Consider the following 26,582-nt stretch of genomic DNA (forward strand, 5'->3'; position numbering starts at 1 on the left):
GTCTAAGTTAGGGCGTGGTTGGCGCCAGATCGGCGCCCAGTGTCCAGCCCCCGCCCAAGGCGCGGTACAGGCCAATCCATGCCTCGGTGCGTTCGAACGCCAAGGCGTGCCATGCCGATTGGGCAGCTAGGGTCGCACGGCGTGATTCCTCCAAGTCCAGCAGGCTCAAAGCGCCTGCGCGGTAGCCTGCCTCGTTGGCTTGCAAAGCGGTGGCATACGCGGCACTCGCCCGCTGGGCATCGGTCATGCGGCTTTCGGTGCTGGCGAGCGCAAGGAGCGCGTCTTCCACCTCACGCACCGCTTGCCGGGCTTTGGCACGGTACAGCGCAGCGGCCTCGTCGTAGCGGGCCTGCGCAGCGGCTTGGTTGGCGCTACGGCGGCCGCCATCAAGCAAGGGGATGGTCAAGCTGACCGGCCCGACGGACCAGGTGCTGAGATCCGAATCGCCCAGCGCGCTGCGGCTGCTGGCCGAGCCCACCGAGCCGGTGAGCACCAAACGTGGGTAGCGTGCGGCGAGCGCTGCGCCCACTTCGGCACTGGCTGCAGCGACTTCGCGTTGGGCTGCGTATACGTCGGGCCGCTGGGTCAGTACCTCAGCGGGCACGCGGGCCACGCTGATCATGGCGTTTTGTGAGGTTTGGGCCCGCGCTGCGTGGAGCTTCGTCTGCAATGCTTCTTCGGACATGGCGGTAAGTGCCACCAGCCCCTTGCGTGTGCTCTCGCATATTGCTTGCTGGTGGGTGGCGCGGGTGTTGCTTTCGGCTGCGCTGGCCTGTGCCAAGGCGGCTGCGCCACTGGCCATCAACCCAGCGCGGGAAGCCAGCTCCTGCAGCCTGGCGGTCTGGGCGCGCGAGGCGGCATCGCTGCGCAGTGTTGCCAGAATTTGCTGACAGGTGGTCCAGTTGAAGTACAGGGTGGCCACTTCGGCCGCAACGGATACTCGTGCCTCATGCCATTGTGCATGGGCGCCTTGCAGCCTGGCGCCGGCTGCAGCACTGGCCTGGCGGTTGCCGCCAAACAGGTCCACCTCCCAAGAGGCTTGCAGTGCCGCTTGGGCGGTGGTCGCGGGCGCGGGGTTGGCAGCAGACACACCACGCAGCCCAGTCAGCGAAGCCTCGAGATTGGGTTGGCTGGCTGCGTCGGTGCCACGCACCGTCGAGCGCGCCTGCAGCACACGGGATTGCGCGCTGGCCACCGAGGGGCTGGCAGCCTGGGCCGCTGTGATGAGCTCAACCAACACGGGGTCGCCCAAGCTTTGCCACCAGTTGCGCAAGTCGGTGACGCTGGCGCCGTGCGGCAGCGTCGCGTGCCATTGCGCCGGCGTGGGCAGGGAGGCGGCCGATGCCGCCGTGTCAGCGTTGGGTGCCGTTGCGCAGCCGGTCAGTGCGCACACGGCAAGCAGTGAAACGAGGCGAGTGGGGAGTTTCATCGGTCAATGGTGCGGGCAAAAAACGGCGCGGTCACCACGCTTGGGCATCGAGCGGGCGGACAGTGATGCATCCAGAGTGGGCGCAGTTGCTTTAGCAAGTTCGAAAGCCGGGTACGACGGGTCCGCAATGGTTTGCATCGGTTGAGTGTACAAAACGTGACATTTTGGATTGGCGTAGCAGGCGGTATCCGAAGAGGCGTGCAATTCCCGTGCATGGTGCACGGTTGGCCCGGGGATTGCTTGGGGTTCTCTTGGGCTTGGGGCCCCGCAGGATTTTGTACCGGTTCGGCCAGTGCCAAGCCCCATGGCTAGGGTGCGGCATGGCTTGGGTAGTATGGGTGGCCGCGGGCGAGAAGGTACAGTTGGTTTTTTTGGAGCACCACGCAGTGAACAAAATTTATCCCAGCGCCGCAGAGGCGCTTAAAGGCATCGTGCGAGACGGTCAGTTGCTGGCGGTAGGCGGCTTTGGCTTGTGTGGCATTCCAGAGGCCTTGATCGACGCGCTGCGCGACAGCGGCGCCAAGAACCTGACCGCGATCTCCAACAACGCTGGGGTGGACGGCTTCGGGTTGGGCAAGCTGCTGGAGACGCGCCAGATCAAGAAGATGATTTCCAGCTACGTGGGCGAGAACAAGGAGTTCGAGCGCCAGTACCTGGCCGGTGAGTTGGAGCTGGAGTTCACACCGCAGGGCACCTTGGCCGAGAAGCTGCGGGCTGGCGGCGCGGGCATTCCGGCGTTTTTCACCAAGACCGGAGTGGGCACCATCGTGGCCGAGGGCAAAGAGTTGCGTGAGTTCGATGGGGAAACCTATGTGATGGAGCGCTCGCTGGTGCCCGATGTGGCCCTGGTCAAGGCCTTTCGCGCCGATCAATCGGGCAACTTGCAGTTCCGCTATACCGCGCGCAATTTCAACCCGGCAGCGGCCATGGCCGGCAAGGTGACGGTGGTCGAGGTCGAAGAGATTGTGGAGACCGGTGCCATTGAGCCTGACCAAGTGCATCTCCCTGGCATTTATGTCCACCGTATCGTGCTCAACGCCCGGCCTGAAAAGCGCATCGAGAAGCGCACGATATCTGAAAAAGCAGCCGCGTAGTGCGCGTGCTAACCCCCCAAACAGGAGTCTGATATGAGCTGGAGCCAAGACCAAATGGCCGCGCGCGCTGCCCAAGAGCTGGAAGATGGTTTTTACGTCAACCTGGGCATCGGTATCCCCACCTTGGTGGCCAACCACGTGCCATCCGACAAGGAGGTGTGGTTGCAGAGTGAAAACGGCATGCTGGGCATTGGCCCGTTTCCAACCGAGGACGCCGTCGACGCCGACCTCATCAACGCCGGCAAACAGACGGTCACCACCATCAAGGGATCGAGCATTTTTGGCTCAGACCAAAGCTTTGCCATGATCCGTGGCGGCAAGATCAACCTGAGCATTCTGGGCGCAATGCAGGTCAGCGAGAAGGGCGATCTGGCCAACTGGATGATCCCAGGCAAGATGGTCAAGGGCATGGGCGGCGCGATGGATTTGGTCGCCGGCGTCAAGCGTGTAATCGTTCTGATGGAGCACGTCGCCAAGAAGAAAGACGGCACCGAGGACCTCAAAATCTTGCCCCAATGCAACCTGCCGCTTACTGGAGTCGGTGTGGTGGACCGCATCATCACCGACCTGGCTGTGATGGACGTCAGCCCCCAAGGCCTCAAGCTTGTCGAGCTTGCTCCGGGAGTCAGCAGGGATCAGGTGCAGGCCAAAACCGGAGTGACGTTGCTGTAGCAGCCTACGGACGCACGAATCGGGGCTGGTCTCGCCATGTCCTGGCCTGAACCACGTGTGAGGGCGTGTTCGGCGGGTAAGATGCCACAGCGCCCGCGGAGCGCTACCGGGTACGAAACCACCCATCCAACAACTGCACGCAAGTCATGTCCAAATCTTTGAAGTTGCTGTCTTTTTTGTACCTGATCGCGTTTTTGGGCACCGGCTCGCTGATGGTGGTGATCGTCAACGCAGACGAGTCGTCCGCGCCCTGGATTGCCACGCTGGTACGCAACCATGGCATTGTGTTTGCCTGGCATCTGGTGTGCTGGATGATTCTTGGGATGTTCACCAACTACTACTGGGACCTGTTCAACATCGGTAAGGGCGTTGCCGCCATGCAGGCGCCGCGCATCCTGTTGCCGCTGATGGTTTCGCCATTCGTTTTTTTGCCGACCTACCACCTTTGGTTGGCCTCAAGCTCCCAAAGCTATTTGTTGTTCGCGGTAATCGCCATCCAGAGTGGATTTTTCTGGCAAGCCTTGTTTACCAAGCTGTCGCCCTTGGAGCGTGCGACGAACATCCCATGGACTGCGGGAGGTGGCGGCCGCTCGGCCGCCAAAGCAACGGCGGCGTCAGCCCAGGACGCAGGCTAACAAGCGCGGGGCTTGCAAACTTTCGAGGAAGTGGTCGGGGTGCGGGCTTGTGGGCTTCCAGCAGCCGGATAGCTGTGTCGGCCGCTGTGGGAGTTGACGAGCCTTGACCCCGGCACTGGCTCCACAGTTAGGGCTGCTTGGTTCCCCACCTGACCCGGTTGGCCGCTTCACCATGCGGGAAGGCCCGTCGTCGCGGATTGTAGCCCCCTTAGAATCCAACCATGTCCTACCTCGTGCTCGCCCGCAAGTACCGCCCGCGTGGCTTTCCCGAAATGGTGGGGCAAGACCATGTGGTGCAGGCGCTGGTCAATGCATTGACTACGCAGCGGTTGCACCATGCCTACCTTTTCACCGGCACCCGGGGCGTTGGCAAGACCACGGTTTCGCGGATATTGGCGAAGTCGCTCAATTGCCAGGGCACAGATGGCACCGGTGGCATTACCGCCAACCCCTGCGGCGTGTGCCAGGCCTGTACCGATATCGACGCGGGGCGCTTCGTGGACTACACCGAGTTGGACGCGGCCTCCAACCGCGGCGTCGACGAAGTGCAAGCCCTGCTGGAGCAAGCTGTCTACAAGCCAGTGCAGGGGCGCTTCAAGGTGTTCATGATCGATGAGGTTCATATGCTCACGAACACGGCGTTCAATGCCATGTTGAAAACCTTGGAAGAGCCTCCTGAGTACCTGAAGTTCGTTCTTGCGACCACCGACCCGCAAAAGGTGCCGGTCACTGTTCTTTCGCGTTGCCTGCAATTCAACCTGCGTCCTATGGCGCCCGAAACCATTTCTGAGCACTTGCAGCGGGTGCTCAGCTTAGAGCAGGTGGCGTGCGAGTCCGTAGCGTTGCGCTTGCTCGCCCGAGCCGCTCGCGGTTCCATGCGTGACGCACTGAGTCTGACCGACCAGGCGATTGCTTTTGGCTCCGGGCGCATCGACGAAGTGACGGTGCGCCAGATGCTAGGCAGCGTGGACTCGACGTTTGTTTTTCAGCTGATTGGCGCGTTGGCCGATGGGGATGGCAAGGCAGTGGTGGATGTCTGCGAGTCGGTGCGTCTGCACGGCTTGAGCGCTGCAACGACTTTGGAGGAAATGTGTACGGTGTTGCAGCGCATGGCGGTGCTACAGGTCCTGGGGGAGTCGGCCAGCCAGATTACTGATCCTGAGTTCTCCGAAGTGGCGGGCCTAGCTGATCGCATGCCGGCCGATGAAACCCAGTTGCTCTACAGCATGTGCCTGCAGGGGCGTGCCGAGCTCGGACTCGCCCCCGATGAGTACGCCGCCCTGACCATGGTCTTGCTGCGGCTACTGGCCTTTAAACCTCGGGCGGCTCAAAAAAAAACTCTAGCGAATCCTGAAGTTACTGCCAATGTGCGTTTACCCGTTGGCCAACGACTGCCGGTTCGTGACAGCGGCAACGCTGCAGCCGCAGCTGCGGATGTTGATATGGATGTTGGTGTGGCCACTGGCATGCGTGTGGGTAGGGGTGACACAGCCCATATTGCAACCCCCAAAGCCAAGGTTGCCGCACCATTGGATGCGGCGTCCAGTGTGGTCGCGGTGCCGGTACGGGTGCAGACCGAAGGCCGCGCAGCTGTCCTACTAGCGCACCAGCCTCCTGCTTTTGTGCCCACCGAGGAGGGTGACTTCTGGTTCTGCAGCGTGCAGCAGCTGGTGGCCCAAGGCGCGGTTTCGGCCATGGTGCGGGAGTTGGCCTTGCAGTCCCAACTCGTTGCCCGGGACACGGACCAATGGGTGCTGCGGGTAGAACGTGAATCGCTGAACCAGCCGGTGGCCCGAGAGCGGTTGACAAGCGCCTTGCGCAGCATCGGTTTTGAGGTGGCCCTTGCTGTGGAAGTGGGGCGTGTGACCGACTGTCCGGCGCGCCGGATCTCGGATGCATCGGCTGAGCGCCAACTGGCCGCCGAAAAAATCATCATTGAAGACCCCTTCGTCCAAGGCATGATGCGCGACTTTGGCGCGAAAATCGTGCCCGGCTCCATTAAGCCGCTCTAGTACCACCACTATCCAAGGAAATCCATGTTCAACAAAGGACAACTCGCTGGCCTCATGAAGCAGGCACAGGCCATGCAAGACAACATGAAAAAGGCCCAAGATGAGCTCGGCAGTATGGAGGTCACTGGCGAGTCGGGTGCCGGTCTGGTAAAGGTCACCATGACCTGCAAACACGACGTCAAACGTGTCGCAATCGACCCTAGCCTTTTGGCCGACGACAAAGACATGTTGGAAGACCTCGTTGCAGCCGCATTCAATGCCGCGGTGCGCAAGGCCGAGGAAGTCTCTGCCGAGAAGCTGGGCAAGGTCACCGCAGGCATGCCTGGGTTGCCAGGCGGTATGAAGCTCCCCTTTTGATTCCCCTGAGCACTGCCCCTGGGCTGTATGTCTGACTCCAACGCCGTCGAGGCACTGGTGCAGGCGCTCAAGCGCTTGCCGGGGGTGGGTATCCGTTCGGCCCAGCGCATGGCGTTTCATTTGCTGCAGCACGACCGTGCTGGCGCACAAGTGTTGGCAACTGCTCTGCAGGCGGCAGCGACCGAGGTACAACATTGCGAACGCTGCCACACCTTCACTGAGCATGCGATATGCGCCATTTGCAGTGACCCTAGGCGGGATTCCGGATTGTTGTGTGTGGTGGAAACTCCGGCAGATCAGTCCGCGATGGAGCGCACGGGCGCTTATCGAGGTCTGTACTTTGTACTGATGGGCAAGCTCAGCCCGCTAGATGGTCTGGGTCCGGCGGAGCTGGGCCTGAACAAGTTGTTTGACCGCGCGGCGGATGGCCTTGTTCGGGAAGTCATTCTTGCTACCAATTTCACCGCCGAAGGCGAAGCTACCGCACATGTCATCAGCGAAGGCTTGCGCCAGCGCGGCATCAAACCGACGCGCCTCGCGCGCGGCGTTCCCGTTGGCAGCGAGCTGGAATATGTGGACTTGGGCACCATCGCGCACGCGCTGGTAGACCGGCGTTAGCGCTGCGAGTGCAGCCCACTGCGGTTTTCTCTTTGTTTGAAAGGTTCTGTTGCTATGCCCGCCTACTTCACTCTCGCCCATTGGTGCATTTTTGCAATCGCCATGTTGCCCATTGCATGTGCTGGCATTGCCAAAAGCGGCACGTTTGGCAAGCCGCGCAGCCAAGGCGGTTATGACAACAACAACCCTCGAGCTTGGTTGGCCAACCAGGTCGACTGGCGTGCCCGGGCCAACGCGGCGCAGGCCAACACCTTTGAGGCGATGCCGTTTTTCTTTGGCGCCGTACTGGTGGCCCATCAACTCGGTGCGCACCAAGGCCGGCTCGATCTGCTAGCCTTTGTATTCGTGGTACTGCGAGTTGTCTATGTCGCGATGTACATCGCCGGCTATGCCAATGTGCGCAGCCTGGTCTGGACGGCTGGGATGGTGGTCAACATCGCGATCCTTTTTGTGGGTTATCGCTAGGGCTTTTTCAGCGGCTGTTTGGGCTTGGCCTGGGCCTTGACTTTGGGCTTCGCCTTTGCCCTTGCCTGGGCCTTGGCAGTTGGCGCCTTCTTTCTTGCCGAGGGCGCTGTCACATAAACCACCACCGCTTGCTTGGGTTTGAATACGGTGGTGCTGGCGACTTGGTTCCACTGCGCGACATTGGCAGGCGTGGTTTTGTAGCGGCGTGCAATGGAGGCGACCGTATCGCCCTTGGCCGCCCGTACTGTGATGCGCTTGAGGCTGACCTCGGGAGCCAATGAGAGTTGGCCATTGTCCGCGACGTGGCCCGACACGTCCTGGTCCAAGTGGGCGGCTCTGGGGACCAGCAGGCTCGATCCGGGTCGAATCAACATGCGTGCAGGGATGTTGTTCACTGCCCGAAACTCAGCCTCGCCCATGCCAAACTTTTTGGCGACATCGGCGGCACGCAAGGTGCTCGGCGCCACCCAAACTGTCCAACTTGCCAAGCGTCCACCGGCATAAGCATCGAGGTTGGTTTGAAAGATGGCGGCGTTGTCCCAGGGGAGCAAGATTAGCGGCGTGCCCGAGGCCAAGATGACAGGCTTGTTCACAGAAGGGTTCAGGGCCCTGAAATCATCCAAAGGCACCTCAGCGAGCTTGGCGGCTAAATTGACGTCAATGTCCCTGCGGATCGTCACGGTTTGAAAGTAGGGGTGGTTCTCAATCAGCGGAAGGGTGGAGTTGAACGCTGCGGGGTTGGCCACGATGTTCTTGATCGCCTGCAACTTGGGCACATAAAACCGGGTCTCCATGGGCATGTTGATGTCGGTGTAGCCCGTGGGCAGGCCAGCCTTTTTGTTTTTGCCGATGGCCCGGCCCACGCTGCCTTCGCCCCAGTTATAGGCGGCCAGCGCCAAGTGCCAGTCACCAAACATGCCGTAGAGCCGCTGCAGGTAGTCCAGCGCCGCGCGTGTGGAAGCCAGCACATCGCGCCGGTCATCCCGAAATGCGTTTTGCTTGAGCTCAAAGTGCTTGCCGGTGGCCGGCATGAACTGCCACATCCCAGCCGCTTTGGCACTGGACACCGCTTGCGGATTGAAGGCACTCTCCACGAAAGGCAGGAGCGCAAGCTCCGTTGGCATGCCGCGCAGTTCCAACTCTTCAACGATGTGGAATAGATATTTGCGCGAGCGCTCGGTCATGCGAAACAAGTAGTCGGGTCGGGCGCTGTACCACTGCTCCCGATCCCGTACCAAGTTGCTCTCTAGGTCGGGCATGGCATAGCCACGCCGAATGCGATCCCACAGATCCACCGGTGGGGACATGGCAGTTACGCTATCCGACGTGGTCCGAAACTCCGACATGGCAGTAAGCGGACCGGTGTAGCGGCGCTCCGGCAAGGGCGCTGCGCTGGGGCGTGCTGTCAGATTGGGAGTTGTTGGTGATGCTGCACTTGCGCTGCGAGCCAAAGGCCCCACCGTGCGCTCCTGAGGGGGGGGTGCAGGGCTTGGGCTCTGGCTTGCGCAAGCTGTCAGCAGCAGGACGGCCAAGAGGGCAAAAAGTTTGAAGGGGTTCATGCGTCAGCAAGGGTGGTGAGCGCGGGCTCCCTGACTACAATCCAGCCGCCCCAATACAAGGACCGTCGCCGACATGTTTGCCTTGTATTGGATGGCCAACTTCCCCGCGATTGCCAACTTTTTTTGTTGCAGGGCTGCGGGATCTTCGGAACAGAGCTAGCAGCACATTGGACATCATGGGCGCTGTGATTATAGGTTTGCACGACTGGTACCAGACGCCTGCCGGACGCTATATGCATGCATGGGAGAGCCGCCAAGTCGATCACTTGGTTGCCGACATCTTTGGCTACCACGCGCTGCAAATTGGTGCGCCCGAGCTGCATGCGTTGCGGGCGAATCGCATGCCCCACCAGTGGTTGGCCTGTGGCCAGTATCCGGAGCCCGACTTGGTAGAGGTATCCGACGCTCCAGGCAGCGCACAACGCGCGGCGCTGGTGACGGACTGCACCGCCTTGCCGTTTGCCGCCAGCAGCCTGGACCTGGTGGTTTTACCCCACACGCTGGAGTTCAGCCGCGATCCCCACGCCACGTTGCGCGAGGCGCAGCGGGTCTTGGTGCCAGAAGGGAAAGTCGTCATTGTCGGTCTGAACCCCACTAGCCTGTGGGGCGCCAAGCAGAGTCGTCAGCGCTTGTGGAGGCGCTTCGGAATGGGCGCAGACTTTTTGCCCGAGCAGGGCGAGCGCATCGGTTACTGGCGTTTGCGCGATTGGTTGCGGCTGCTGGACTTCGAGCTGGAGCGCGCCGAGTTCGGTTGTTACCGCCCCGGCTGCACGTCCGACCGGTGGTTGCAGCGCTTTGCCTGGATGGACCGTGCCGGTGCCCGCTGGTGGCCTATTCTTGGTGCGGTGTACTGCGTGGTGGCGGTCAAGCGTGTGCGAGGCATGCGCTTGCTGGAGCCAGCCTGGAAGTCCCAACCTGCAGGCGCGCGCAAGCGCGTACCGGTGGCCAACCGCGCAACCGATTTCCGTGGCCAAGAGCAATGCAAATGAACCAGGTGGTGATTTACACCGACGGTGCCTGCAAGGGCAACCCGGGTCCGGGCGGTTGGGGCGTCGTATTGCGCGCACCTGATGGCTCCGAAAAGGAGTTGTTTGGTGGCGAACTGAACACCACCAACAACCGTATGGAGATGACCGCAGTCATCGAGGCCCTGGCTGCCCTCAGGTACCCCTGCGCAGTTACCTTGCATCTGGACAGCCAGTACGTGCTCAAGGGCGTGACCGAGTGGTTGGAGGGCTGGAAGGCCAAAGGCTGGAGAACGGCAAGCAAGCAGCCGGTCAAGAATGTGGACCTGTGGCAGGCGCTGGATACGTTGGTGTCTACATCCGGTCACCGTATCGACTGGCGGTGGGTCCGCGGCCACTCGGGCGACCCGGGCAACGAGCGTGCCGACGCCTTGGCTAACCGGGGTGTTGAGTCGGCGCTGAGTGGGCGCTAGCGCCTTGTGCACAGCGCTGGGTGGCAACTGAATTGAACTAGAGATATCCCTCGAACATCATCACGCGGACCGTTTCACCAACGGCCACATTGCCCTGGTGGTGCTCCAGCACGATCAAACCGTTGGCCTGTGCCATGGAGCTCAATACGCCAGAGCCTTGCTGGCCGGTGGTTTGTACCTGCAGGATTCCGTCTGGGCCAGTGCTTACCCAGGCTCGCTGGAACTCGGTGCGGCCTGGCTTTTTGCGAATTGGCTCTACGGTGCGAGCTTGCAGCAACGGCAGTGGTTCGGCCTTGCAGCCCATCATTCGTAGCAGGGCAGGGCGCACAAAGGCGAGGAAGGTCACCATCACTGCCACCGGGTTGCCAGGCAGGCCAAACAGTACTGCGTTTCCAATGCGTCCCACCGCCATCGGACGGCCCGGGCGCATGGCAATCTTCCAGAATACGACACCGGCATCGCCACCTGCCAGCAGCCGCATGACGGCCTTGGTATGGTCAGCCTCGCCTACGCTGACGCCGCCGCTGGTGATGATCGCGTCGGCCTGCTGCGCCGCTGATTCAAAGGCCGCGCGCAAGGCGTTGGGTTCGTCTTTAACCACGCCCATGTCCAAAAAGTCGACGCCACCAAGACCAGACAGTAATCCGAAAAGCGTGTATCGGTTGCTGTCGTACACCGCGCCCTCGCGCTGCGCTTCGCCTAGGCTCAGTATCTCGTCGCCAGTAGAAAAGTAGGCAACCTTGGGCCGGCGCACGACCGTCACTTCGGCGATGCCTAGGCTTGCGATCAAGCCCAGATCTGCTGGACCCAGGTGCCGCCCGGCCGACAATGCGACACGGCCTTTCGGTAGGTCTTCCCCACGCAGCCGGCGGTTGTCCCCTTGTTTAACTGTGCCTGCGGCGATATGGATACAACCGTTGGCGGTTTCCACCAGCTCCTGCGGCACCACGGTGTCAACGCCGGCAGGCAGAACTGCCCCCGTCATGATCTTGAGGCACTGGCCCGGTCCGAGATGGGCGCTCCAAGCAGTGCCCGCCAAGGCGGTTCCCACCACAGTCAGTCGCAGGGTGCCGCCGCGTAGTTGGGCACCATCGAAGGCGTAACCGTCCATGGCGGAGTTGTTGTGCGCTGGCACATCGATGGGCGAGACCAGGTCGACGGCGAGTACGCGCCCCAGGGCGGATTTGATAGTGACCTGTTCGCAAGCCTGCACAGGCTGAACCAGCGCCGCTAAGAACTGCAGAGCCGCGTCGGCATGCAGTGCGTGGGGGTCGTAGCCTTGCAGTGCGGCTGCGATGTCGGAGATCGATTTCATGGTTGGTGGGTTGGTACACCGGGTGCGGTGTCCAGTGCGTGCAGCTCGTCGAGTGAGTTTGCGTTGGCAAAGGCCTCTTCTTGGTCGTGCGGCTGGTCAAAGCGCACTTGGGCGCAGGCATGGCTTGCCAGCCAGGCGCCGATTTTGCGACCACCAGCTTCCAGAAACGCCTGCAGGCTGTCGCCCACCTGCGGCAAGGTTCGCATGAGGCAAAACACTGGCTGGGGGCGCAGCGCAGTGCTGCTGCCCGCGGGGGCGCCGGCCTGCGCCTGCGGCCCAATAGCCACGGCCAGGGTGGCACCTTGGTCCTCCAGCGCCGCTCGCATGCGCGCTAGCAGGTCCAGCGGGAAAAACGGCGAGTCGCACGGCACGGTCAGCAACAGTTCATGCGAGCCCTGCGCTTGGCGCAGGCCCGCCAGAAAGCCCAACAAGGGGCCAGCAAATGCTGGCAGCCCCACGCCGGTCTGGTCGGGCCACAACGGCAGGCCCCATGCGGCGTAGAGGCTGGTGTTGCGGTTGGCATTGATGGCGATCTGGTCCGGCGCAACAGGCACTTGCTGGCGCAGCCGTTGGACTGCGTGCTGCGCCAGCGGCAGGCCACGAAATGGTTGCAAACCCTTGTCTGCGCCACCCATGCGGCTACCGAGTCCGCCGGCCACGACGAGGGCACACACGCTGCCTTGCAAAAGTGCAACTTTCCGCATGGGTCAGCCGCCGATATAACTCATTTCAACCCGCCGTGGTCCGCTCGCTGATCCCTGTGCAGGCTGCGCAGCGCGCAACTCGGAGTAACGGTCGTTGCGAGCGGCCCAAATGTGGCCGATTGCGGATGCCAAGTCGGCGTCAGAGCCGCCGCTGCGCAGGATGCTGCGCAGGTCGTGGCCTTGGTTGGCAAATAGACAAAGGTACAACTGCCCCTCGGTGGACAGGCGGGCGCGGTTGCAGTCCGAACAAAACGCCTGGGTCACGCTGCTGATGAAGCCAACTTCGCCGGCGTGCACGTCGTGCTGGCCCGAGCCATCTGCATGGCCCCAACGCTGCGCGGTTTCGCCAGCGGTGGTGGGCGCCAGCGCCACCAAGGGAAACTCGGTTTGCAAACGCGAGAGCAGGTCAGCCGAAGGAACGACATCACCCATGCGCCAGCCGTTGGTCGTGCCCACATCCATGTACTCGATGAACCGCAGAACCACGCCGCTGCCCTTGAAGTGCCGCGCCATGGGGATCACTTCGTGGTCGTTGGTGCCGCGCTTGACCACCATGTTGACTTTGATGGGCCCCAGCCCCGCAGCGCGCGCAGCCTCGATGCCTTCGAGCACCTTGGCTACTGGAAAATCCACATCGTTCATTGTGCGAAAAACGGTGTCATCGAGCCCGTCCAAACTGACAGTGAGCCGTTGCAAGCCGGCTGCCTTGAGCACCTTGGCCTTGTGCTTGAGCAGGGCACCGTTCGTGGTCAATGTGAGATCTACCGTCGTGCCGTCTGGCGTGCGCAGGGCCGCCAGTTGTTCAATCAACACTTCGATGTCTTTGCGCAGCAGGGGTTCGCCTCCAGTGAGGCGGATCTTGCGCACGCCGTGGGCCACGCATTGACGGGCAATGCGGGTGATTTCCTCGAAACTCAGCAGCGATCGCTGTGGCAAGTACGGATAGTCCTTGTCAAACACTTCCTTGGGCATGCAATAGCTGCAGCGGAAGTTGCAGCGGTCGGTCACGCTAATTCGCAAATCCCGCAGAGGTCGACCCCGGGCGTCCTGCAACAGGCCGTTTGTCGCCATTGGGTTGGCGCGTATCCAGGCCACGGCGGGCGGGGGCGGCACTTGGAGCCGCTGGTCAATCAACGCAATCGTGCGGGGAGGAATTATTTCTGCCATCGCATGATTGTCTACGCGCCAGCGACTAAGCGGAGCCACTGCGGGTGCAAAATCCTAAGGATTTCCACCATGTAATGCCCCGTGCCCACCCCCTCAAACGGCGATGAAGCGACTGTTGCTGCCCAAAGCGCATTTGTGCTGCGTGCGGTAGGCCGGTCCGACTTCGGTTGCGCTCGGCGTTGGCATGGTTGTTACGCCGCAGCACAGATGATCTGCCGGCTGCTTGTGGCTCTATGCGTGGGATTTGGCGGCAGCGTCTATGCGATGCACACGGTATATCTGGTGCAAAGTGACCGTGGCGAAGCAGTCGGCTTGGCTGCTCAGGCTTTGGTGAGCCACTTGGTAGAAAAGGGTACGGCTGCCTCGGAAATCCGCAGTGTGTTTGCTGACGACCCGGAGTTGTCTGTTCTGCCACACGAGGGTGTGCGGGTGGTGGTTACCGTGGGCAGTGCGGCGTTGCGCGCGGTGTTGGCGCGGCCGGGACGCACCCCAGTGGTAATCGCAACCCTTGTTCCTAAGCATACCTACGAGCGGGAGCTGGCCCTGTCTCCTAGACGAGGGGTCTTTTCCTCGGCGGCGCTGTACCTGGACCAACCCATAGGCCGCCAGCTTGATTTGCTCGCCTTGGCGCTGCCCAAAGCGCGCCGCGTCGGTGTGGTGTGGGGCGAGGAGTCAATGTCACAGCAGCAGGTCTTTGCGGTGACTGCCCAGCAGCGTGGTTTGGAGCCAGTGGTTGGCATGGCGACGGGTGCCACCGCGCTAGGCGCCGCGCTTCGAACAGCGCTGCAAGACGCCGATGCCTTTGTCGCGCTACCAGATGGGCAGGTCTTTAACGCCAGCACGGTGGCCAGCGTGTTGATCACCAGCTATCGCAGTCGTGTGCCGGTGCTCGCCTTTTCGCCTGCGTGGGTCCGCTCGGGTGCATTGTTGTCCTTGCACACCAGTGCACCACAGGCGGGTACGCTGGCCGCTAGCATGGTGCGCGCCTACTTGCAAAGTGGTGTGCTGCCGCCCAGCCAATACCCCCAAGAGTTCGAGGTTACCGTCAACGATTTGGTGGCCCGCTCCTTGGGTTTATCGCTCAACGCAGCTGACTTGCACGCACGTTTGCGTGCACTGGAGAAGCGCCCATGATCGCGCACCGCATCCGCTGGCGCATGGTCTGGGTGGCTGTCCTGCCGATCGCCCTGGTGGTGGTGTGCATCGCCGTTGCATTTTGGTTGGGGCGATCCAAAGATCTGAACGATGCGCACCGCCAGCGCATTGATCTGCTCGTGCGCCAAGTGGCGCTCTTTGGCGGCTATGGTTTGTTTTCGGGCGACCGTGCCAGTCTGCAAAGCGTGGTCAACGCGGTTCAGAGCGAGCCTGACGTCGTGGCGGTGCATGTGTATGGAATCGATGGCCAACTGGTTGCAAGCGCAGGCACACCGCCTGTGGACTCTTTGGCAGCCATGGGCCTGCCAAGTTACCAGCGGCAGCGCCAGGCAGAGGGCATTGACAGCCTGCGCGAGCTGATCTTTGCCGCGCGGCTTCCAGTGGATGACTTTTTTCTCGGTGATATGTCCAAGTCATCCACCGAGCCCTTGGTGTTGGGTTCGGTGGTACTGGAGGTCTCGCGCGCCAGTCTGCAGTCGCGCAAGTCCGATGCACTGCTTACCACCACCTGGCTTGGGCTGTTGGCGATCTTGCTGGGAACCTTGCTGGCGGTCCGCCTGGGCAATGGCGTGGTCGGACCTATTGTGCGCGTTTCGCACATGGTTCGCCGCATCGCGCACGGGGACTTTGCGGTCCATGGCGACGTGCCCGGGTCTGACCCCTTGCATGAACTCCAGAGCTCACTCAACCAGATGGCGATTCGCCTCGCCTGGGGCCGCGACGAACTTGAGCATCGTGTGGCGGTGGTGACTGAGGCCCTGCGCATCAAAAAGGAGCAGGCCGAAAAGGCCACTTTGGCCAAGTCGCGCTTTCTGGCCAGCGCCAGCCATGACTTGCGCCAGCCCACACACGCGCTGGGGCTGTTTGTTGCCCGGTTGCAGCAGTTCCCCATGGAGCCCGAGCAGCGGAATGTGGTTGATAGCCTAGATGCTTCGGTGCGCTCTCTGCAGGATTTGTTGGACGGCTTTTTGGACTTGTCCCGTCTGGAGTCCGGCAGCGTTTCGGCACTCTTCAAGCCCGTGTCAGTAGGTGCTTTGCTGGAGTCTTTGCGGCCGATTCTGGAGCCGATCGCACGGGCCAAGGGTCTGCGCTTGCGCATCCGACCTTGTCCATGGTGGGTGCGAAGCGACCCGGTGCTGTTGCATCGGATGGTCATGAATCTGGCGCTCAACGCGGTGCGGTATACCGAACGCGGAACGGTGTTGATTGCCGGTCGACTTGCCGCCGGTGGCCTCGGCGTTCGTGTGGAGGTTTGGGACAGCGGCATCGGGATTGCCCCAGACCACCAACAAGACATCTTTCGGGAGTTTTTTCAGGTCGACGCCAAGCCCGCGGGTCGCGGCCGCGCTGTGGGGTTGGGTCTGGGGCTGGGGCTCAGCATCGTGGAGCGCACCGCCAAACTGCTGGGCTGCCACATGGAGTTGCGATCAGCCGCCGGCTGTGGCACCCGTTTTTCGATCGTACTTGAGCAGCGCATTGCCGCGGTGCAGGAGCAAGTTGGACCAGTAGAACGCAGGGCAGAGGTCTTTGCTGATCTGGCCGATGTGCGTGTGCTGCTCCTCGAAGATGACAGCGCTGCGCGCTTGGCTGCGGTGACGCTGTTGGAGTCCTGGGGATGTGCAGTGTTTTCCGCCTCGACGACCCAACAGGCCTGTGCGGTGGTGCATACCGAGGGGGTTCCAGACATTATCGTGAGCGACTACCACCTCGGCGGTGGTGACAGCGGATTGCAGGCGATCGCTGCGGTACGCGGGTTGGCCCAGCGCCGCGTGCATGCCTGTCTCATGAGCGGCGACACCGACATCGTGTTGCAGCAAAACGCAAAAAGTGCGGGCCTCACGCTGTTGCAAAAGCCGGTACGACCTGCCAAGTTGCGCAGTCTGCTGCGGCGCTTTGCGGCCTCACCAAGTCCGGGTGGTTCAGCTGCTTCCGAATAGACATTTCTCAGACGACCGGGTCGTATCCCATTCGGGCAGCAGCGACCACCGCTTGCGTTCGGTTTTGAACGTCGAAGTAGCGAAGAATCGCCGCAACGTGGCTCTTGACGGTTTCCTCGGACAGGTGGAGGAGTTCGGCGATTTCGCGGTTGGAAAGACCATCAAGGAGGCCGCGTAGCACCCGCTCCTGGCGTTGGGTGAGTGGCGTCCGTGTGCCTCCCAGAGCAGGTGGCAGGCTACGCAAGTTGCCTTGGAGCTCGTAAGGAAAGTAGATCTCGCCACGTAGCACCTGCTGCACCGCGGAAAGCAACTCTTCGCAAAGGCTGGACTTGCTAACAAAGCCTGCCGCGCCAGCATCTAGCGAGCGGCGCACATTTTGCGCACTGGCAATGCCAGACATCACGATCACTGGCACCTCGGGGTGGCGCTGGCCTAAAGCTACCATCGCATCAAGCCCCTGACAGTCGGGCAAATGGTAGTCCAGCAATATGAGGTCAAGGTCGGGTTCAGAATTGAGCTGCTCCAGCGCTTGCCCACAGCTGGCCGCCTGCAATACATCGATGCCTTCGCCGAGGCCCTTGAGAACTTGGCGCAGTCCCTCGCGCACCAGGGCGTGGTCGTCTACTACAAGGATTTTCACGGCGGAGGGGGCAGTGCTCGCTGCTTGCTTAAGTGGCGCAATGGTAGTGCAAATTGTGGCTGCTTGGCGCGAGATAAGTCGGGTCAATTAGATTCAAGAAGTCGCTTCGCAATTCTTCAAAAAACCCCTACAAAAAAGCCCGCATGAGCGGGCCTTTAGAGAGCGCTTGGTGTGCGTTAGCCGCCGTGCACCTTCATCATCAGCGGCACGATCAGCAAGGCCACGATGTTGATGATTTTAATCAGCGGGTTCACCGCAGGCCCGGCCGTGTCTTTGTACGGGTCGCCCACGGTATCGCCGGTCACGGCGGCCTTGTGGGTCTCGGAGCCCTTGCCGCCATGGTGGCCGTCTTCGATGTACTTCTTGGCGTTATCCCAAGCGCCACCGCCGGTGCACATCGATATTGCGACGAACAAGCCGGTCACGATGGTACCCATCAACAAGCCGCCCAAGGCCTGTGGACCCAGGGCCAAGCCCACCACAATGGGTACCACCACCGGCAGGAGGCTGGGCACCAGCATTTCCTTGATGGCCGCAGTGGTGAGCATGTCCACGGCGGTGTCGTACTCGGGCTTGCCGGTTCCGTCCATGATGCCCTTGATGTCGCGGAACTGGCGCCGTACCTCAACCACCACCGCTCCCGCAGCGCGGCCCACGGCCTCCATCGCCATGGCGCCAAACAGGTAGGGAATCAGGCCACCAATGAACAGCCCGATGATCACCATGGGGTTGCTTAAGTCAAAGGTAATGGCCTTTCCGTAGGCCTCTAACTTGTGGGTGTAGTCGGCAAACAGCACCAGTGCTGCGAGGCCGGCCGAGCCAATGGCGTAGCCTTTGGTTACTGCCTTGGTCGTATTGCCTACGGCATCTAGCGGGTCAGTGATGTCACGTACGCTGGCGGGCAACTCGGCCATTTCGGCGATGCCACCGGCGTTGTCGGTGATGGGGCCATACGCGTCGAGCGCAACAACGATGCCAGCCATGCTCAACATCGACGTCGCGGCCACGGCGATGCCGTACAGACCTGCGAGCGCATAGGACGCATAAATCGCTGCGCAAACGAACATCACTGGCCAGGCGGTTGAACGCATCGACACACCCAGGCCGGCAATGATGTTGGTGCCATGCCCGGTGGTCGAGGCCTGTGCAATGTGGCGCACCGGCGCATACTGGGTGCCGGTGTAGTACTCGGTAATCCACACCAAGGCAGCGGTCAGGCCCAGTCCAACGGCACAGGCGCCAAACAGCCGCATCTGGCTACCACTTTCGGCGATGGCATTGTCCGGTATCAACCAGCCTGTGACGAAGTAAAACGCAATTAGCGACAGGCCACCAGCAACGGCCAAACCTTTGTACAAAGCTGGCATTACGTTCTTCATGCCAGGCGATGCCTTGACAAAGGCGCAACCAACAATGGACGCGAGGATGGATACAGCGCCTAGGGCGAGTGGGTAAAGCACAGCGGCAGTGCTGGCGCCAGTCACCAACAGGGCGCCAAGCACCATGGTCGCAATCAGCGTCACCGCGTAGGTTTCGAACAGGTCGGCTGCCATACCGGCGCAGTCGCCCACGTTATCGCCCACGTTGTCTGCAATCACAGCCGGGTTGCGTGGGTCGTCTTCAGGGATGCCTGCCTCCACCTTGCCCACCAGGTCCGCACCTACGTCAGCGCCCTTGGTAAAGATGCCGCCACCCAGGCGTGCAAATATCGAAATCAAGGACGAACCAAATGCGAAACCGATCAAGGGGTTGAGCAAACTGGCCAGGCTTTTCTCGGGCGTCACGCTGCCAGTGCTCATCAAGAACCAGTAAAAGCCGGTCACGCCAAGCAGCCCCAGCCCAACCACCAGCATGCCCGTGATGGCGCCGCCCCGGAAGGCGACGTCCAGCGCTGGTCCAATGCCGCGAGTGGCGGCCTGTGCGGTGCGCACATTGGCGCGCACTGAAACATTCATTCCGATGAAGCCGCAAGCACCTGAAAGCACCGCGCCCACCACAAACCCGATGGCACTCAGGCCGTCAAGAAATAGGCCAATCAAAATAGCGAGCACCGCGCCCACCACGGCGATCGTTTTGTATTGCCGCGAGAGGTACGCTGCAGCACCCGTCTGGATGGCGGCTGCAATCTCCTGCATCCGCGCGTTGCCTGCGTCTTGGGAAAGAATCCAACTGCGTGCCCAGATGCCGTATCCCACGGCAACCAGCCCGCATGCGAGCGCCAAAATCAGCGCCGAATTGCCAACCATAAGTTCATCTCCTTGTGTTGTGTCGCAAAAGGGGGAGCAACGCTAGCGTGTCCCCGCTGCGTTGCTTCCTCTTCGCTCCGTTTCGCCCAGCAGGGTAGGAGGAGATTGGCCAACACTTGGACTGTACCGTGAAAAATTAGGGCATCTGCCTGGTAGCAAGGGGCCCGTCAGTAAAATCAGGGTTAATCCTTAGCTCCGATTTCATCACCTTAAACAAAGAGACCCACATGTCCCTCGACAACGTCACTCCCGGAAGCAACGCACCCGAGTCTTTCAACGTGATCATCGAAATTCCGATGAACGCCGATCCAGTGAAGTACGAGGTCGACAAGGCCAGCGGTGCAATCTTTGTCGATCGCTTTATGAGCACGGCCATGCACTACCCCACCAACTACGGCTACGTTCCCAAAACGATCTCGGGTGACGGCGATCCGGTCGATGTGCTGGTGATCACCCCGGTGCCCCTCATTCCTGGCGTGGTGGTGACATGCCGTGCCTTGGGGATCTTGAAGATGGAGGACGAAGCCGGTCAGGACGGCAAGGTACTAGCGGTGCCCACCAACAAAATTCTCTCCTTGTATACACAGTGGAAAAAGCCCGAAGATCTCAACCCGCTGCGCTTGAAAACGATCGCGCACTTCTTTGAGCACTACAAGGACTTGGAAGAGGGCAAATGGGTCAAGATTTTGGGCTGGGAAGGGCCTGATTCGGCACACAAAGAAATCGTCGACGGAATTGAGAACTACAAAAGGCAGCATGTTTGAGCCCTGCGCGCGTAGGTTCTAGCACGATGGCCTGGCCTATGGTTCGACCGTATTGAAGCGCTCAGACATGGCAGATCAATTCCTCTCTGGCGACACCACAGGCCAGTACCTGACACTGAGGCTCGGCAGTCAGGAATACGCAATTGCAATTCTTCAGGTGCGCGAAATTCGCTCCTATGAAGAGCCCACCCGCATGGTCAATACGCCACCATTTGTCAAGGGCGTCATCAATCTGCGTGGCGTAATTGTTCCCGTGGCGGACCTGCGGCTGCTGTTGGGTGGCTTGGACGCGAGCTACGACGCGTCCACCGTGGTGGTTGTTCTTATGGTGCAGGGAACGCTAGTGGGAGCGGTTGTCGACGCGGTGTCCGATGTGCTCACCATCGAAGCACAAGAGATCAAGCCAGCCCCGCAGTTCGAGTCGCGTCTGGACCCCCGCTGCGTGATCGGCTTGGTCACGCAAGGTGAGCGAACTTTGCTGGTACTGCGAGTCGACGCGCTCTTAGGCGCGGCCGAGTTGGGTATCGCGGCTTAGGGACCGGTCAATCCGGGTTACGAAATGGTGCGCGCGCCTGCAATTCGTCCATATAGTTGCTAACTCCCTCGTCCTCACGCTGCAGGTAGCGCGCCACTGCATCAGCAAAGTCCGGGTGGGCGAGCCAATGCGCACTGCTGGTTTTCACTGGCATGAGCGCGCGTGCCATTTTGTGTTCGCCCTGTGCGCCACCCTCGAACCGCTCCACACCGTTAGCAATGCACCAAAGCAGCGGTTGGTAGTAGCACGCTTCGAAATGGAGGCAGTCCACCCTCTCCAACGCACCCCAGTAGCGCCCGTACGCTACCCGGGCAGCGCCGCTTGCGTCCCGTCCCAACCCGATCAAGCTGGAGGCGATGGGCGCTCCATCGCGCTCGGCGGTGAACATCAGCCAGGCCTCTGGCAAGTCGACTGCGATGCGGCGAAAAAAATCTCGGTTGAGGTAAGGGGCATTACCGTGCTCTAGGTAGGTGCGTTCGTAGCACCGGTAGAAAAAGTCCCAGTCCGCGGGTTGGATACCGGAGCCCAGTGCATGCCGAAAGCACACGCCAGCTTGCGACACCTTGCGCCGCTCCTGCCGAATCTTTTTGCGTTTTTCTTGTGACAACGAAGCGAGAAACTCTTCGAAACTGGCGTACGCCGGATTTGCGTTGGTCCAATGGAATTGCACGGTGTGGCGCAGCATTAGCCCTCGTGCCGCGCAGGTGGCAATGTCTTCTTTGGCGCCAAACAACAGGTGCAAAGAGGACATGCCAGAGGATTTGCACCAGGACAGCAGCGCTTGCAAAAGCGCGTTGCGCGATGCACTGTCTTTCGCTAACAGACGGGTCCCGGGCACGGGTGTGAACGGCACCGCAACCACCGCCTTGGGGTAGTAGGCCACGCCGTGCTGGGCGTACGCGTTGGCCCATGCCCAGTCAAAAACATACTCCCCAAATGAATGGCCTTTTGTGTACACAGCGCATGCGGCGACCAGAGAATCTGCCTGGTAAAGGCAAATCAGGTTTGTATCCCAACCGGTGGCGGATCTGGCGCAGCCACTGTCATGCAAAGCAGCAAGGTAGGCGTGCTTCATAAACGGGGTGGCGTGGTCTTGGGCGGCTAGCAGCGTGTCCCAGGCGTGTGGGTCCACTGCACGTGGGGAGTCACCAACCCGGATGACATAATCATTCACGGCCTGCGTCCCCTGCCGCAGCGTTGTGGTTCGGTCGGTGTTTGGATATTCGCATTGGGCTTCATGACTCTCAAAATTTGCATCGCGCAACTCAATCTTCTGGTCGGTGATTTGGCAGGTAATTCAGAGAAGATTGTGGCCGCAGCCCAGCAGTCGCATGCGCAGGGGGCAGCGCTTCTGTTAACGCCGGAACTTTCCTTGTGTGGGTATGCCGCCGAGGACCTGTTCCTGCGCCCTGCCTTCATTGCTGCCTGCGATGATGCACTGAATGCGCTGGCCCAGCAGCTAGCGCTGTTTGATGGCTTGACGGTGGTGGTGGGCCATCCCACCGGTGACGACCAGCGCACCAAGTCTGTCGCGACCCAAAACCGGTTCAACGCAGCGAGCGTGTTGCAAGGAGGGCAAATTGTTGCGACCTACCGCAAACGCGAGTTGCCCAACTACCAAGTGTTTGATGAGCGTCGCTACTTCGCGCCTGGCGACGGTGTCTGCGTGTTTTCGGTGGGCCAAGGTGACAGCGTGGTGCGGGTCGGATTGTTGATTTGTGAAGACGCGTGGTTTGAGGCTCCGGCTCGGTTGGCAAAGCAGGCGGGCGCGCAGTTGTTGGCGGTGATCAACGCTTCACCATTCCACGTGGGTAAGGGTTACGAGCGCGAGGAGGTCATGGGTAAGCGCGCCCGCTGCGAGCAACTGCCCTTGGTTTACGCCCATCTGGTGGGTGGGCAAGATGAGGTTGTATTCGAAGGCCACTCGTTTGCCGTCAATGCGGACGCAAGCTTGGGTGGGCGGGCGCCGAGTTTCGTGGAAGACTTGTTTACGGTGACGGTGGACATGACGGAGCTTCCCATGCGGTTGTCTGCATCGGTGGCCCCGCTGCGATCTGAAGAGGCTGACTTGTGGGATGCGTTGGTGCTGGGTGTACGGGACTACATTGCCAAAAACCGCTTCCCCGGTGCGCTGCTGGGACTTTCCGGCGGTATAGATTCCGCCCTGGTGCTCGCTATTGCGGTGGATGCGTTGGGGCCCGAGAAGGTACGCGCCGTGATGATGCCCTCGCCCTATACCGCCGATATCAGTTGGCTGGATGCACGTGAAATGGCTCGACGCTTGGGTGTGCGTTACAACGAAATCTCTATTCTTCCGGAGTTTGAGGCCTTCAAGGCGTCACTCGCGGCAGAGTTCAGTGGGTTGGCGCCCGACACGACCGAGGAAAACATCCAGGCCCGCATCCGCGGAACCTTGCTGATGGCGTTGAGCAACAAGTTCGGCAGCATCGTCTTGACCACCGGCAACAAGTCTGAGATGGCCACCGGCTATTGCACTTTGTACGGCGATATGGCTGGCGGTTTTGCAGTGATCAAAGACTTGACCAAAAGCCAGGTATTCCGTTTGGCACGGTGGCGCAACGCGCACGACCCGTATGGCATGGGTGCTACGCCCATTCCTGAGCGCATCATCACGCGACCGCCGAGTGCGGAATTGCGTGCTGACCAAACCGATCAAGACAGCTTGCCGCCGTACGATGTGTTGGACGCCATATTGGAGCGTTACATGGAAAACGACGAGAGTATTGAGACCCTGATTGCGGCAGGATTTGCGCCATCAGATGTTGAGAAAGTCACCCGTCTGATACAGCTCAACGAGTACAAGCGCCGCCAGGCGCCGGTTGGGATTCGCTTGACCCACCGCAGCTTTGGTAAAGATTGGCGTTATCCTATTACCAACCGTTTTCGAGCTTGACCTGCTGGACTCCCCATGAAACACATCACCGCCATCATCAAACCTTTCAAACTCGAAGAAGTCCGCGAGGCCCTCGCTGCCTGCGGTGCCAGCGGCTTGACCGTCACCGAGGTGAAAGGCTTTGGTCGACAAAAAGGCCACACCGAGTTGTACCGGGGCGCCGAGTACGTCGTGGATTTTTTGCCCAAGGTCAAGGTGGAAGTGGTGGTCAACACCGAGGACGTAGACCGCTGCATCGAGGCCATCGTGAAAGCGGCCCACACAGGCAAGATTGGCGACGGAAAGATTTTTGTGACCAGCGTGGAGCGCGTCATTCGCATCCGGACCGGTGAACAAGACGAGCAGGCCGTCTAGTCGCCAGACCTTGGTGGGTACTTAGGGTTTGCGTAGGCCGGTGCCCACCAGCCGGGTGCCCGCCCAGACATCGTGCAAAAACTGGCCATCGCGGCGGAATCGCGCCAGCGTGGCCCAGACCGCAACCCAGCCTAAGGTCAGTACCGTCATCTCCGGGCCACTCAATGCGAAGAGAGAAACCACCAGCAGCGGCGGCAAGAACCAGACCCAACTGAGCACATAGCGCCCCAGGGCGCGCAGTTGGCTGGCCGGTAGACCGTGGGCGTCCACCAGACGGATGTCCCAGGTCTTCATGGCCAGCGTTTGGCCTTTGGACCAAAACCACACGAAGTAAATCCCAAACACCAAAAACAGGAACGCTTGCAAAGGGTGGCGGTTGTCCATGGCATTTCGGGTTTGGCTCAGGGTTCCGAACAGGTATCCCGCCAAAAACACCACGCCGAAAAGCAAAATGCCCTCATACGTCCAGCACGCCATGCGCCGCCAAATCGGTGGGGCAACCAAGGCCGTTGTGTTCATGAATAGATGCGGGGCAGTGCGTGCCGTGTCATTTGGAGCGGAGCATTATTGCACCGGGGCTACTGCGTCTGGCAGACCACTGCAAAGAGCCCTCGCTACAGGATGCCATAATGCCCGCTGCAAATCTAAACGCAAACGGGTCCTGATCCGACGCAGTTATTGAGTGCGTCCATGGTCTGGGCCCTAAGTCCCGCCGCGACACCACAAGTGTTTGCGAAGGGGCACCCAAGGTCTTTCGTTAGAGAAATTCGCAAAGGTTCATCATGGAAATATCCAAAGCTGAAATCCATTCCGCTGCCGCTGTGGCGGCAAACAAGCCTTCTGGCACGCCTATCGAGTTGCGCGGCGCCGAAATCCTGGTCAAGGCCATGCAGGCCGAGAACGTCAAATACGTGTGGGGGTATCCCGGTGGAGCCGTGCTGCACATTTACGACGCGTTCTACAAGCAAAACACTATCCAGCACGTGCTGGTACGCCATGAGCAAGCGGCGGTGCATGCTGCTGACGGCTATGCGCGCGCCACGGGCGAGGTGGGCGTCGCTCTGGTGACTTCAGGCCCTGGTGTGACCAACGCGGTGACGGGTATCGCCACGGCCTACATGGACAGCATCCCGATGGTGATCATCACCGGTCAGGTGCCTACCCACGCGATCGGTTTGGACGCGTTCCAAGAGTGCGATACGGTGGGCATCACGCGCCCTATCGTGAAGCACAACTTCCTCGTCAAGGATGCCAACGATTTGGCAGACACCCTCAAGAAGGCTTTTCACATTGCCCGCAGCGGCCGGCCCGGCCCCGTGGTGGTGGACATTCCCAAGGACGTGTCTTTCAAAAAGGTGCCCTACGCGGGCTACCCAGAGTCGATTGAGATGCGCTCTTACAACCCGGTGCGCAAGGGGCATGGCGGGCAAATTCGCAAGGCCCTGCAGTTGCTCCTCAACGCCAAGCGCCCCTATATCTACACCGGTGGAGGCGTGTTGCTGAGCAACGCTTCGGCGGAGCTACGCACGCTGGTGGATATGTTGGGCTACCCGTGCACCAACACGCTGATGGGTTTAGGTGCCTATCCGGCAAGCGATCGCAAGTTTTTGGGTATGCTGGGCATGCACGGAACGGTGGAGGCCAACAACGCGATGCAAAACTGTGATGTTTTGTTGGCCGTTGGCGCGCGTTTTGACGACCGGGTGATTGGCAACCCTAAGCACTTTGCGCAAAACGAGCGCAAGATCATCCACATTGACATCGACCCCTCGAGCATCTCCAAACGGGTCAAAGTGGATATTCCGATTGTGGGCGACGTCAAAGACGTGCTCACTGAAATGATCGCCATGGTCAAGGAGTCCGCCGCCAAACCTGACGCCAACGCTTTGGGTGCGTGGTGGGAGACGATCGACGGCTGGCGCCAGCGCGATTGCCTTAAGTACGACCGTAGCAAGTCCGACGTGATCAAACCGCAGTACGTGGTTGAAACCCTGTGGAATATGACCAAGGACACGGAGACCTACATCACCTCTGATGTCGGGCAACATCAAATGTGGGCGGCCCAGTACTACCGCTTCGATGAGCCGCGCCGCTGGATTAACTCGGGCGGCTTGGGCACCATGGGTGTGGGCATTCCTTACGCCATGGGCATCAAGTTGGCCAAGCCGGACAGCGAGGTGTTCTGTATCACCGGTGAGGGTTCGGTGCAGATGTGCATCCAGGAACTGTCGACCTGTCTGCAGTACAACACGCCGATCAAGATTTGCGCACTCAACAACCGGTTTTTGGGGATGGTGCGCCAGTGGCAGGAGATCGACTACGAAGGCCGCTATAGCCACAGCTACATGGACGCGTTGCCCAATTTTGTGAAGCTCGCAGAAGCGTATGGCCACGTTGGTATGCTCATCGAGCGTCCCGAGGATGTGGAGCCCGCTTTGCGCGAAGCGCGCAGGCTCAAGGACCGCACCGTGTTCATGGACTTCCGCACCGACCCCACGGAAAACGTGTTCCCCATGGTCAAGGCTGGCATGGGCATCACCGAGATGCTGCTGGGCTCGGAAGACCTCTGAAG

Annotated in this window: 25 protein-coding genes and 1 other RNA gene; 16 read left to right on the plus strand and 10 right to left on the minus strand. The window is 60.7% G+C overall.

Annotated elements, in window-relative coordinates; translation table 11 throughout:
• Positions 1-7: 7 nt before the first annotated feature.
• Positions 8-1,429 carry an efflux transporter outer membrane subunit gene (locus ACILRC_RS06095; protein WP_395668467.1) on the minus strand — a complete coding sequence of 474 codons (1,422 nt, stop codon included), beginning with the start codon at positions 1,427-1,429 and terminating at the stop codon, positions 8-10.
• A 386-nt stretch (positions 1,430-1,815) separates the two neighbouring features.
• On the opposite strand from ACILRC_RS06095, the gene ACILRC_RS06100 reads away from it, so the two are divergent.
• The 3 genes from ACILRC_RS06100 (at position 1,816) to ACILRC_RS06110 (ending at position 3,830) form a co-directional block, all read left to right on the plus strand.
• Positions 1,816-2,523: a CoA transferase subunit A gene (locus ACILRC_RS06100; RefSeq protein ID WP_395668468.1), complete on the plus strand. Its 708-nt coding sequence runs from the start codon at positions 1,816-1,818 to the stop codon at positions 2,521-2,523.
• 33 nt (positions 2,524-2,556) lie between these two features.
• Positions 2,557-3,195, plus strand: coding sequence for a 3-oxoacid CoA-transferase subunit B (locus ACILRC_RS06105; protein WP_395668469.1), 639 nt, complete (start codon positions 2,557-2,559; stop codon positions 3,193-3,195).
• Between the two features lie 146 nt (positions 3,196-3,341).
• Complete coding sequence (locus ACILRC_RS06110) at positions 3,342-3,830, plus strand: hypothetical protein (protein WP_395668470.1); 489 nt, start codon at positions 3,342-3,344, stop codon at positions 3,828-3,830.
• 92 nt (positions 3,831-3,922) lie between these two features.
• Here ACILRC_RS06110 and ffs read toward each other — a convergent pair.
• An RNA gene (ffs, locus tag ACILRC_RS06115) (signal recognition particle sRNA small type) lies at positions 3,923-4,019 on the minus strand.
• Positions 4,020-4,051: 32 nt separating this feature from the next.
• On the opposite strand from ffs, the gene dnaX reads away from it, so the two are divergent.
• The 4 genes from dnaX to ACILRC_RS06135 are packed head-to-tail and all read left to right on the plus strand — an operon-like array spanning position 4,052 to position 7,282.
• A complete protein-coding gene (gene dnaX / locus ACILRC_RS06120; protein ID WP_395668471.1) occupies positions 4,052-5,842 on the plus strand; it encodes a DNA polymerase III subunit gamma/tau in 1,791 nt (596 codons plus the stop codon).
• A 24-nt stretch (positions 5,843-5,866) separates the two neighbouring features.
• A complete protein-coding gene (locus ACILRC_RS06125) occupies positions 5,867-6,199 on the plus strand; it encodes a YbaB/EbfC family nucleoid-associated protein (protein WP_395668472.1) in 333 nt (110 codons plus the stop codon).
• 27 nt (positions 6,200-6,226) lie between these two features.
• On the plus strand, positions 6,227-6,817 hold the full coding sequence (recR, locus tag ACILRC_RS06130; RefSeq protein WP_395668473.1) for a recombination mediator RecR: 591 nt from the start codon (positions 6,227-6,229) through the stop codon (positions 6,815-6,817).
• Between the two features lie 54 nt (positions 6,818-6,871).
• A complete protein-coding gene (locus ACILRC_RS06135) occupies positions 6,872-7,282 on the plus strand; it encodes an MAPEG family protein (protein ID WP_395668474.1) in 411 nt (136 codons plus the stop codon).
• On the opposite strand, the gene ACILRC_RS06140 is transcribed toward ACILRC_RS06135, so the two are convergent.
• Positions 7,279-8,841 (minus strand): transglycosylase SLT domain-containing protein, encoded by a 1,563-nt coding sequence (locus ACILRC_RS06140; protein WP_395668475.1) that lies wholly within the window; start codon positions 8,839-8,841, stop codon positions 7,279-7,281. The two genes, ACILRC_RS06135 and ACILRC_RS06140, sit on opposite strands and share 4 nt — an antisense overlap.
• Positions 8,842-9,017: 176 nt before the next feature.
• On the opposite strand from ACILRC_RS06140, the gene ACILRC_RS06145 reads away from it, so the two are divergent.
• Together ACILRC_RS06145 and rnhA are read left to right on the plus strand one after the other, a co-directional pair.
• Positions 9,018-9,830, plus strand: coding sequence for a class I SAM-dependent methyltransferase (locus ACILRC_RS06145; RefSeq protein WP_395668476.1), 813 nt, complete (start codon positions 9,018-9,020; stop codon positions 9,828-9,830).
• Positions 9,827-10,279, plus strand: a complete 453-nt coding sequence (rnhA, locus tag ACILRC_RS06150; protein ID WP_395668526.1) for a ribonuclease HI — start codon at positions 9,827-9,829, stop codon at positions 10,277-10,279. Before ACILRC_RS06145 ends, rnhA begins: the two co-directional genes overlap by 4 nt.
• A gap of 37 nt (positions 10,280-10,316) precedes the next feature.
• Here the strand turns inward: rnhA and glp are convergent, their stop codons facing one another.
• The 3 genes from glp to moaA are packed head-to-tail and all read right to left on the minus strand — an operon-like array spanning position 10,317 to position 13,465.
• A complete protein-coding gene (gene glp, locus ACILRC_RS06155) occupies positions 10,317-11,594 on the minus strand; it encodes a gephyrin-like molybdotransferase Glp (RefSeq protein WP_395668477.1) in 1,278 nt (425 codons plus the stop codon).
• On the minus strand, positions 11,591-12,298 hold the full coding sequence (gene mobA / locus ACILRC_RS06160) for a molybdenum cofactor guanylyltransferase MobA (RefSeq protein WP_395668478.1): 708 nt from the start codon (positions 12,296-12,298) through the stop codon (positions 11,591-11,593). Before mobA ends, glp begins: the two co-directional genes overlap by 4 nt.
• Positions 12,299-12,301: 3 nt before the next feature.
• On the minus strand, positions 12,302-13,465 hold the full coding sequence (moaA, locus tag ACILRC_RS06165) for a GTP 3',8-cyclase MoaA (protein WP_395668479.1): 1,164 nt from the start codon (positions 13,463-13,465) through the stop codon (positions 12,302-12,304).
• An 81-nt stretch (positions 13,466-13,546) separates the two neighbouring features.
• Between moaA and ACILRC_RS06170 the strand changes: the two genes are divergently transcribed.
• The gene (locus tag ACILRC_RS06170; protein ID WP_395668480.1) at positions 13,547-14,599 is read left to right on the plus strand and encodes an ABC transporter substrate-binding protein; all 1,053 of its coding nucleotides are present in this window, start codon (positions 13,547-13,549) and stop codon (positions 14,597-14,599) included.
• Positions 14,596-16,557, plus strand: a complete 1,962-nt coding sequence (locus tag ACILRC_RS06175; RefSeq protein WP_395668481.1) for an ATP-binding protein — start codon at positions 14,596-14,598, stop codon at positions 16,555-16,557. The genes ACILRC_RS06170 and ACILRC_RS06175 overlap by 4 nt, the downstream gene beginning before the upstream one ends.
• A 7-nt stretch (positions 16,558-16,564) precedes the next feature.
• Here ACILRC_RS06175 and ACILRC_RS06180 read toward each other — a convergent pair whose 3' ends face one another.
• Positions 16,565-17,197, minus strand: a complete 633-nt coding sequence (locus ACILRC_RS06180) for a response regulator (RefSeq protein ID WP_395668482.1) — start codon at positions 17,195-17,197, stop codon at positions 16,565-16,567.
• A gap of 176 nt (positions 17,198-17,373) precedes the next feature.
• Positions 17,374-19,443, minus strand: coding sequence for a sodium-translocating pyrophosphatase (locus ACILRC_RS06185; RefSeq protein WP_395668483.1), 2,070 nt, complete (start codon positions 19,441-19,443; stop codon positions 17,374-17,376).
• 227 nt (positions 19,444-19,670) lie between these two features.
• On the opposite strand from ACILRC_RS06185, the gene ppa reads away from it, so the two are divergent.
• The gene (gene ppa / locus ACILRC_RS06190; protein ID WP_395668484.1) at positions 19,671-20,207 is read left to right on the plus strand and encodes an inorganic diphosphatase; all 537 of its coding nucleotides are present in this window, start codon (positions 19,671-19,673) and stop codon (positions 20,205-20,207) included.
• Positions 20,208-20,274: 67 nt separating this feature from the next.
• Positions 20,275-20,742 (plus strand): chemotaxis protein CheW, encoded by a 468-nt coding sequence (locus ACILRC_RS06195; protein WP_395668485.1) that lies wholly within the window; start codon positions 20,275-20,277, stop codon positions 20,740-20,742.
• 7 nt (positions 20,743-20,749) lie between these two features.
• Here the strand turns inward: ACILRC_RS06195 and ACILRC_RS06200 are convergent, their stop codons facing one another.
• Positions 20,750-21,916, minus strand: a complete 1,167-nt coding sequence (locus ACILRC_RS06200) for a GNAT family N-acetyltransferase (protein WP_395668486.1) — start codon at positions 21,914-21,916, stop codon at positions 20,750-20,752.
• A gap of 63 nt (positions 21,917-21,979) precedes the next feature.
• On the opposite strand from ACILRC_RS06200, the gene ACILRC_RS06205 reads away from it, so the two are divergent.
• Together ACILRC_RS06205 and ACILRC_RS06210 are read left to right on the plus strand one after the other, a co-directional pair.
• Positions 21,980-23,656, plus strand: a complete 1,677-nt coding sequence (locus ACILRC_RS06205) for an NAD+ synthase (RefSeq protein WP_395668487.1) — start codon at positions 21,980-21,982, stop codon at positions 23,654-23,656.
• Positions 23,657-23,671: 15 nt separating this feature from the next.
• Complete coding sequence (locus ACILRC_RS06210) at positions 23,672-24,010, plus strand: P-II family nitrogen regulator (protein ID WP_395668488.1); 339 nt, start codon at positions 23,672-23,674, stop codon at positions 24,008-24,010.
• Between the two features lie 21 nt (positions 24,011-24,031).
• Here the strand turns inward: ACILRC_RS06210 and ACILRC_RS06215 are convergent, their stop codons facing one another.
• Positions 24,032-24,529 (minus strand): RDD family protein, encoded by a 498-nt coding sequence (locus ACILRC_RS06215; protein ID WP_395668489.1) that lies wholly within the window; start codon positions 24,527-24,529, stop codon positions 24,032-24,034.
• A gap of 263 nt (positions 24,530-24,792) precedes the next feature.
• On the opposite strand from ACILRC_RS06215, the gene ACILRC_RS06220 reads away from it, so the two are divergent.
• Positions 24,793-26,580: an acetolactate synthase 3 catalytic subunit gene (locus tag ACILRC_RS06220; RefSeq protein WP_395668490.1), complete on the plus strand. Its 1,788-nt coding sequence runs from the start codon at positions 24,793-24,795 to the stop codon at positions 26,578-26,580.
• The last annotated feature ends 2 nt before the right edge of the window (positions 26,581-26,582 follow it).

The organism is Rhodoferax sp., assembly GCF_044236835.1.
Classification (GTDB): domain Bacteria; phylum Pseudomonadota; class Gammaproteobacteria; order Burkholderiales; family Burkholderiaceae_C; genus Allorhodoferax.